Source organism: Dellaglioa sp. CoH-57-MRSF-20, assembly GCF_056781955.1.
On sequence record NZ_JBXAXV010000002.1, the window covers coordinates 296,923 to 305,613 of the forward strand.

Here is an 8,691-nt window from a genome sequence, read left to right on the forward strand (position 1 = left end):
TTATCATTCCTTCAAATCCGGTTTATCTGTAGGTGTTTTATCACGAGCCATCATTTCATTTAATTCTTTTAAGAAAACACTCATATCTTTAAATTGGCGATAAACACTAGCAAATCTAATGTACGCAATTTCATCTACATCAGCCAATAATCCCATAACATATTCACCAATTAGTTGGCTAGAAATTTCATTTTCACCTAATGCTCTAACATTATTTTCCACTTGATCCACAAGATGAGTGATAGCTTTCATTGAAACTGGTCTTTTCTCAGCAGAACTGATAATACCTTTAAGAATCTTTTCACGATTAAATTCTTCACGTGTTCCATTTTTTTTAATAACAAGTAGTGGTGTAGCTTCAACTCGTTCAAATGTTGTGAATCTAAATTCACAATTTTCACATTCACGACGTCGTCTGATAACGCGACCTTCATCTGTTGGTCGACTGTCAACGACTCGAGAGCCATTATGTTGGCAATGTGGACATTTCATTGTGACACCTCATTATTTTTTATTTACATTATTTAACCATTAATTTGATTACTAAGCCAGTTTAGCACTTGAACCCTTGTAACGGCAACCGTTGTTGAATTATCTATTACAAAATCTGCTAAATCTTTTTTCTTTTGAATGGGCCATTGTGCTTTAACCCTTAACATCGCCTCATCTAAAGACAATTCATCCCGCTTCATTAAACGTTCTAATTGTGCTGTTTCAGGTACATAGATAACCATTACTGCATCACAAAGTAATTGGTAGTTTTGCTCAAATAATAAAGGCATATCCAAAATAATTAACTGGCTACCTAATTTTTTTTGGACTTCTATTTGTGACAAGATTTCTTTTCTAATAGCAGGAACCATAATGCCGTTCAATTTTTTTAACTCTGTTGCATCATTAAAAACTAGCTGACCTAACTCTTTTCGATTCAAATTCCCGGTTAATGATAAATATTTTTCACCAAATGTTTGAATGATTATTTTTAATGTTACAGATTCTGGTTCAACAGCTTGTCTCGCAATAACGTCTGCATCAATAACTGTGATATTTTCTTCTCTAAAAATACGACTAACTGTTGATTTACCTGTTGCTATGCCACCAGTTAGTCCAAGAATATAAGTCATTTTTAAACTTCCTTTAACGGTTGGCAATGTGGACAGTAGTGTGTCCCTCGTTGTGCCACTTTTATTTTAACAATAGGCGCTCCGCATCTAGGACATGGTTTTCCTGTTTGACCATAGACATTCAAATCAAATTGGAACAAACCCGTCTCACCAAACGCACCCGTATAGGATCTAATTGTTGTTCCACCAGCTTGTACCGCAGTGGCTAGCTCAAGAATAATATTTTTACGTAATATAGCTAATTTCCTATCAGAAATTAAATTTGCTGGCTGTTCCGGATTAATTTTACTCATCCATAAAACTTCATCAACATAAATATTTCCAAGACCAGCAACCGCTTCTTGATTTAATAACACAGGCTTGATTGCCATATGCTTACGAGATAAATATTTTTTGAAATAACTGAGCTTAAAATCATCTTCTGTCGGTTCTGGTCCTAGCTTCTTAAGTCCCGAAAGTTCACGTTCTCGACCTGTGGGGATTAGTTGCATGCGTCCAAACTTACGAACATCATTGTATCTTAAATCTTGCCCATCAGTTAAATGAAATATGACGTGGGAATGTTTTTCAATTGGTTCATCTGATCCACGGACAAAATATTTGCCTTCCATTCTTAAATGAGAAACCATTGTCATTTTACTATCAAAACGAAAAAGTAAGTATTTACCCAGTCTATCGATTGATTCAATCTTTCTACCTTCTAATTCACGCTTAAAATCTAGTACATCCCCAGATACAATTTTAGGCCATAAAACATCAATTGATTTAATTGTCTTACCTATAACTAATTGACTAAGACCTCTTCGAACCGTTTCAACTTCTGGTAATTCTGGCATATAATTACCCCCAACCACTTTTTATTTAGTATCAAACCAACTATCACCAAACGCACTCTCAACTTTTAAAGGAACCTCTAAAGAAACAGCAGCGTCCATAACTTCAGGAACTTTCTTTTGCAAGATAGCAATTTCTTCTTCAGGTGCTTCAAAAATTAATTCATCATGTACTTGTAATAACATTTTGGCTTGTAAATGTTCTTCTTCTAACATTTTGTTCATATTAATCATCGCTACTTTAATAATATCCGCAGCACTACCTTGAATTGGGGTATTCATTGCAGTTCTTTCAGCAAAAGAACGTAAATTAAAGTTTCGACTGTTAATATCTGGTAAATAACGACGACGATGGAATAATGTTTCAACATAGCCCTTATCTTTAGCTTCACGCACAACGCTTTCCATGTAGTTCTTAACGCCTGTAAATTCATTTAAATAAGTATCAATAAATGTTTGTGCTTGTTTTCTAGTAATCCCAATATTTTGTGACAATCCATAATCACTAATACCATAAACAATCCCAAAATTGACTGCCTTAGCTGTTCGACGCATATTTGACGTCACGTCATCTGGCGATTCTAAACTAAAAATTTTCATTGCTGTATTAGCATGGATATCGATTCCTTCTTTAAAAGCTTCTTGCATATTAGCATCATGCGCAATATGGGCCAAAACACGCAACTCAATTTGTGAATAGTCAGATGAGAATATTTTCCATCCCTTATGTTCAGGTATAAATGCTTGTCTAATTTTCTTACCTTCAGGAACGCGGACCGGAATATTTTGTAGATTAGGATCTACAGATGATAATCGGCCTGTCGCTGTCAGTGTTTGTAGGTATCTTGTATGAACTTTCTTATCTTCATGTCTAACTTTTAATAATCCTTCAACATACGTTGATTGAATTTTTGCAATTTGTCGATATTTTAAAATTAAATCTGCAATTGGAGCTATTGTACTAAGTTGTTCTAAAACATCAACTGCAGTTGAGTAACCTGTTTTAGTTTTTTTAACAACAGGTAATTTTAATTTTTCAAATAAAATAACGCCTAATTGTTTTGGTGAATTAATATTAAATTCTTCACCAGCTTCACTATAAATTTTAGTTTCCATATCACTTAAAATAGTTGAAAATTCCTTTTTCATAATCTTCAATCTATCGGCATCCACATTAATGCCTTGAATTTCCATCTTGGCTAATACAAGTGAAAGAGGAAGTTCCATATCCGTGTACAAATCCATTTGCTCATGATCAACTAATCCGGCCATTAATGGTTCTTTCAAAAGATTTAAGGCGTCAACTTTCGATGCCATATGACTAAAGAAAATATCATCATCTTCTGGAATTGCACGTTTAACGCCTTTACCATATACCTCTTCATCAGACTTAACGTCATAGTAATCATGTTTCTGTGCAACTTTACTAAGATCATTACTATTATCACTTGTATCTAACAAATATGAAGCCAACAAAAGATCGAATTCAGTTCCTGCAAGTTGAATGTCCAATCGGTTCAATGCTACATAATTACGTTTAAAATTAAATACATTCTTTTTAATTTTATCATTTGAAAGAATTGAAACTAAAGTTTTAGATTTTAACAAATCAACATCTCGTGTTACGAAAAATTGATTGCCATCACCTATCGCAAATCCATCAAAATCTGCTGTATGATAATTATCTTCCAACATCTCTAAATAAAAAGAAATTGGTTGTGATAATTTAGATAATTCATCTAAATTATCACTAGTTAATACTTTATAATCTGTCTTTTTAGGTTCTGGAAATAAATTCATTTCTACACTATCTGATGCTGAATTTAAATTTAATTGACTTAAAAATTTTTTAAAATCCATTTTTTCATAGAAAGCAACTAACTTATCTAAGTCTTTTCCATCCCATTTTGTATCAGGAAAATCGATTGTGATAGGTGCATCTTGTCGAATTCTGGCTAAATCTTTGCTCATAAATGCTTGATCTTTATCTTCAATTAAATGCTCTTTCATTTTACTTTTCTTTAATTGATCAATATTTTCGTAAAGATTCTCCATTGAGTCATATTCTGTTAATAATTTAATTGCAGTCTTCTCACCAACTTTAGTAACACCGGGATAATTATCTGACGTATCGCCAACTAATCCCTTCATATCAATAATTTGCAATGGTGTTAATCCAAATTTTTCCATTACATGCTCTGGTGTAAATTTTTCGATTTCACTAACGCCTTTTTTTGTGACAGAAACTGTTACTTTATCGGTTGTTAATTGTGTTAAATCTCGATCTCCAGTCACAATAGTCACATTATATCCAGCTTCTTCACCTTTTTTTGCCATTGTGCCTATAATGTCATCTGCTTCAAAATCAATTAATTCGTAAGTTTTAATGCCGTATCCTGCTAGTAATTCTCTAAAATATGGCATTTGTTCTTTTAGTTCTGGCGGTGTTTTTGATCTACCGGCCTTGTAATTATCATATTTTTTAGTTCTAAATGTTGTCTTTCCTGCATCAAATGCAACTAATACATGTGTCGGTTTTTCGGTATCTAATATGACATTCAACATATTATTAAACCCATATAATGCATTTGTATGTAACCCAGCTTGGTTTGTAAATCTATCTACAGATTGGTACAATGCAAAAAATGCACGATAGGCAATACTGTTTCCATCAATCAATAGTAGTTTCTCATTAGTATTAGTCATTTAATATCCGTCTCCTTTGAAAATCTCTATCTCTATTTTACCAAACATCAGCCGTGATTAATAATGAATACGCTAATAACTCAATAAAGTAATAAAAACCCCCAAGTTATAAATCCTTAACTTGGAGGTTTAACCTTCTTATTTATGAATTACTAATCTCTACCACCGTAACCAAAGATTTGTAAGAATGAAATGAATAAATTAATAAAATCAAGATATAACATTAGTGCACCTGTCATAGCTAAGTTAGAAACTGAAACATTGCTATCTCGTTGTAAAAATACTTGTCTTAATTTTTGTGTGTCCCACGCTGTTAAAATGGTGAAAATAATCACAGCGATATATGAGAATACGTAATTAATAAGTTCACTTTGTAAGAATAAATTTACAAATGAAGCAACAATTAGTCCAACCAAAGCTGCTAATGCCTGTGTGCCTAATTTAGTTAAATCTCGTTTAGTAACATTTCCTAAAATGGTCATCGTAACGAATACAGCCGAACTTGCGGCAAATGCAGCAATGATATTCCCGACTGAATACATTGATATAATCAACGACAACGTTACGCCCTCAAGTACAGAATACCCCATCAATAAAGCAAATGTTACAAATGGTGCCCTTGATGCCTTTACGTTAATATTTAAGACAACCACCAATTGGACAATAAATAATGCCCAAATTGACCATGAATGTTCTGCCATAAAGCCATAAACTAATTTTTGAAATACTGTCAATGTTAAAAATGCTGTGACAGCTGAAACGCCAACTGCAAGCGCCATATACCCATATAATTTTGCTAAAAAATGATTTAATCCATCTTTTTCATTAATAATAACGCTATTTTGATTATCCATCTTATTTTCCTCCTTGTTAATTAAGAAATCATGTTTAAAATATTGTGATTAATACACTAAAACCTATTACAACTAATTTAATAAAATGAAATAAGTTAGAGCAATACTACTTATTTTAATCAGAATACAACATGACTTTTAACCTCATACAGCATTAACCTTTTTAAAGGATAACCCCTTGTATGTATAAGGACAAGTGTACCAAATCATGTAAAATTATCAAGAATTTTCACTTTTCGTAAAAAAAAATTAAGTAATAAAAAAGAAATGATTCGAAAATCATTTCTTTTTCAGCAACTAATTATTTTTAAAACTTAAATTACTCAATAATTCTTCATATGCATATTCATATTTTTGGACATCTCCAGCGCCCATAAAAATAACAACTGCATTATTGTAATCAAGTAATGGCGAAAGATTATCAAGTTTGATAATCTCGCCACCCTTAACAATCTTTGCACCAAGATCTTCACTAGAAACATTACCTGATGTTTCACGAGCAGAACTGAAAATATCCGTTAAATAAACCTTATCGGCAAGATTCAAACTAATTGCAAAATCATCCATCAACGCAATAGTTCTACTAAACGTATGTGGTTGGAAGACCGCAATTAATTCTTTATCAGGATATTTTTGACGAGCAGCATCAATTGTTGCTTTAATTTCTGATGGATGATGTGCGTAATCATCAATAATTGTCATATCACCAATATACTTTTCGCTAAACCGGCGTTTAACCCCTTTAAAACTTAATAATTCACTTGCAATTTCTTCTAAATCAACTTTTTCAAAATACGAAACAGCAATAACGGCCAAACTATTTAAGATATTATGTTCACCAAAAATTGGAATTTGGTAATGACCTAATGATGTATCGTGATAATAAACATCGAATTCAGAACCTTTAGTTGTTCGTTTTATATCACGAGCTTGGAAATCATCAGAATCCTTTGTACCATAATAATAAATTGGAACATCAGCTTTTATTTTACGGAGTAAAGGATCATCTCCCCAAGCAAATATTCCTTTTTTGGTTTGTTTTGCAACTGTTTCAAATGAATCAAAAACGTCATCAATACCAGTAAAATAATCTGGATGATCAAAATCAATATTAGTCATAATTGAATAATCTGGGTGATAGGCAACAAAATGTCGACGGTATTCATCTGCTTCATAAACAAAGAATCTTGCATCAGGTTTTCCTTTACCAGTACCATCCCCAATTAAGTAACTCGTTGGTGCAATACCACTTAAGACATGTGCAAGCAATCCTGTTGTACTTGTTTTACCATGAGAGCCGGCAACACCAATACTTGTGTAACCTTCCATTAATCGACTTAACATTTCAGGATAACTGACAATATCTAATCCCATTTCACGTGCCTTTTTAAGTTCAGGATGATCCGCTGTAAATGCATTTCCCGCAATTACAGTCAAACCTTCATGGATATTTTTTTCATCAAATGAATAAACCTTAATATTAGCTAATTCTAATCCACGTTGTGTGAATGTATATTGGTCAATATCAGAGCCTTCAACCTTAAATCCTTGATCGTGTAAAATTAATGCTAAAGAACTCATCCCTGAGCCTTTTATTCCTACAAAATAATATACTTTTTGGTTATTCATCATTATCCCCTTTTCTGACATTATTCATTCATAATTTTACCATAAAATGAGTTAATATTCAGTTTGTCGTTAAAATTCTTCTCTCATCCGTCTGAGTTCATCTTCATTTAAATACACATCTCGAGGTTTCGACCCCTTAGCATGTGAGATATGTTGCTGATTTTCAAGTTCGTCAATAATATTGGCAGCTCTATTATACCCAATTGAAAAGACGCGCTGTAATTTAGAAGTTGAAATGGTTTGTTCGTGCGCAATAAAATCTAAAATACCTGGCAATAAATCATCTTGTTGTTCATTTTGATCTGCCATTTTTTTCAGTCCATCTGGATTAAATGCATATCTTGGCTTTCCTTGAGTTCTAACAAAATCTGTAATTAAATCTACTTCATCTTCTATATACGTTCCTTGTAACCTAACAGCCTGACTTGATCCATTACCTAGATAGAGCATATCGCCTCGTCCAAGTAATTTTTCAGCACCGGCCGTATCCAAGATAGTTCTCGAGTCAATTTGACTAGAAACCATAAATGCAATTCGAGTTGGAATATTATTTTTAATTGTACCCGTAACAACATCAACACTTGGTCGTTGTGTAGCCAGAATTAAATGAATTCCTGCTGCTCTAGCTTTTTGTGTAATTCTTGCAATATATTCTTGAACTTCATTTGAAGCAACCATCATTAAATCAGCTAATTCATCAATAATAATTAAAATATACGGCATCTTTAGGCCAAAATCGCCATTAGCTTCTGCTTTTTGATTAAAGTTACCAATATTTTTAGCTCCAGCTGCAGCTAATTTTTGATAGCGTTCTTCCATTTCATCAACAGCCCATTTCAAAGCTGCCGAAGCTGCTTTTGCATCTGATATAACAGGTGCTAATAAATGAGGAATATCATGATATGGCGCTAATTCGACAGCTTTAGGATCAATCAATAACAATTTAACTTCGTTTGGTGTTGCCTTATATAAAATAGAAACTAATAAACTATTGATAAAAACTGACTTACCAGACCCTGTAGCACCAGCAATTAATCCATGCGGCATTTTTTGTAAGTTAGTTACTTGTGCTTCACCAAATAAATCGACACCTAACGCCACCGTCAATGGTGATTTATTTTCTATAAACACTGGAGATCTCAATACTTCCGAGAGAAGGACTGGTCTTGATTTTAAATTAGGTATTTCAATTCCAACACTACTACGTCCAGGAATTGGCGCCTCTACACGGATATCTTTTGCAGCAAGCGCTAGTTTCAAGTCATCAACAAGGTTGGTAATCTTACTTACCTTAACACCAGCAGCTAATGATACTTCAAATTGGGTCACCGTTGGCCCAACTGTCCAGCCATCAACTTCTGCATTAACATGGAATGCTTCCAATGTATTATTTAATACATCAATTTGAGAAAGTACCCAATCATCTAATTCACCAGCATTTTCTAAAATAGGATCTGGTAATAAATCAAGTGATGGAAATTGATAACTTGCATCTGACCTTTTGACTTCTTCATCTGACTGATTATCATAATAGCTATCTTGTAC

7 protein-coding genes are annotated in these 8,691 nt (G+C 33.1%); all 7 read right to left on the minus strand.

The genetic code is table 11. The features are described from left to right. Positions 1–3 precede the first annotated feature (3 nt). On the minus strand, positions 4–492 hold the full coding sequence (nrdR, locus tag AC1RPN_RS03300; RefSeq protein WP_409022693.1) for a transcriptional regulator NrdR: 489 nt from the start codon (positions 490–492) through the stop codon (positions 4–6). A gap of 32 nt (positions 493–524) precedes the next feature. Next, the gene (gene coaE, locus AC1RPN_RS03305) at positions 525–1,124 is read right to left on the minus strand and encodes a dephospho-CoA kinase (RefSeq protein ID WP_481761200.1); all 600 of its coding nucleotides are present in this window, start codon (positions 1,122–1,124) and stop codon (positions 525–527) included. 2 nt (positions 1,125–1,126) lie between these two features. Next, on the minus strand, positions 1,127–1,960 hold the full coding sequence (gene mutM, locus AC1RPN_RS03310; RefSeq protein WP_481761199.1) for a DNA-formamidopyrimidine glycosylase: 834 nt from the start codon (positions 1,958–1,960) through the stop codon (positions 1,127–1,129). A 21-nt stretch (positions 1,961–1,981) separates the two neighbouring features. Beyond that, positions 1,982–4,663 (minus strand): DNA polymerase I, encoded by a 2,682-nt coding sequence (gene polA / locus AC1RPN_RS03315; protein WP_481761198.1) that lies wholly within the window; start codon positions 4,661–4,663, stop codon positions 1,982–1,984. A 152-nt stretch (positions 4,664–4,815) separates the two neighbouring features. Continuing rightward, a complete protein-coding gene (locus tag AC1RPN_RS03320) occupies positions 4,816–5,517 on the minus strand; it encodes a Bax inhibitor-1/YccA family protein (protein WP_481761197.1) in 702 nt (233 codons plus the stop codon). Between the two features lie 297 nt (positions 5,518–5,814). Beyond that, a complete protein-coding gene (gene murC, locus AC1RPN_RS03325) occupies positions 5,815–7,146 on the minus strand; it encodes a UDP-N-acetylmuramate--L-alanine ligase (protein ID WP_481761401.1) in 1,332 nt (443 codons plus the stop codon). A gap of 69 nt (positions 7,147–7,215) precedes the next feature. Further along, a partial coding sequence (locus tag AC1RPN_RS03330; RefSeq protein ID WP_481762406.1) for a DNA translocase FtsK occupies positions 7,216–8,691 on the minus strand: 1,476 nt, incomplete at its 5' end.

Coding starts and splice junctions, on each gene's coding strand:
- nrdR (WP_409022693.1), bottom strand. CDS start 492: ATGAAATGTCCACATTGCCAACATAATGGCTCTCGAGTCGTTGACAGT.
- coaE (WP_481761200.1), bottom strand. CDS start 1,124: ATGACTTATATTCTTGGACTAACTGGTGGCATAGCAACAGGTAAATCA.
- mutM (WP_481761199.1), bottom strand. CDS start 1,960: ATGCCAGAATTACCAGAAGTTGAAACGGTTCGAAGAGGTCTTAGTCAA.
- polA (WP_481761198.1), bottom strand. CDS start 4,663: ATGACTAATACTAATGAGAAACTACTATTGATTGATGGAAACAGTATT.
- AC1RPN_RS03320 (WP_481761197.1), bottom strand. CDS start 5,517: ATGGATAATCAAAATAGCGTTATTATTAATGAAAAAGATGGATTAAAT.
- murC (WP_481761401.1), bottom strand. CDS start 7,146: ATGAATAACCAAAAAGTATATTATTTTGTAGGAATAAAAGGCTCAGGG.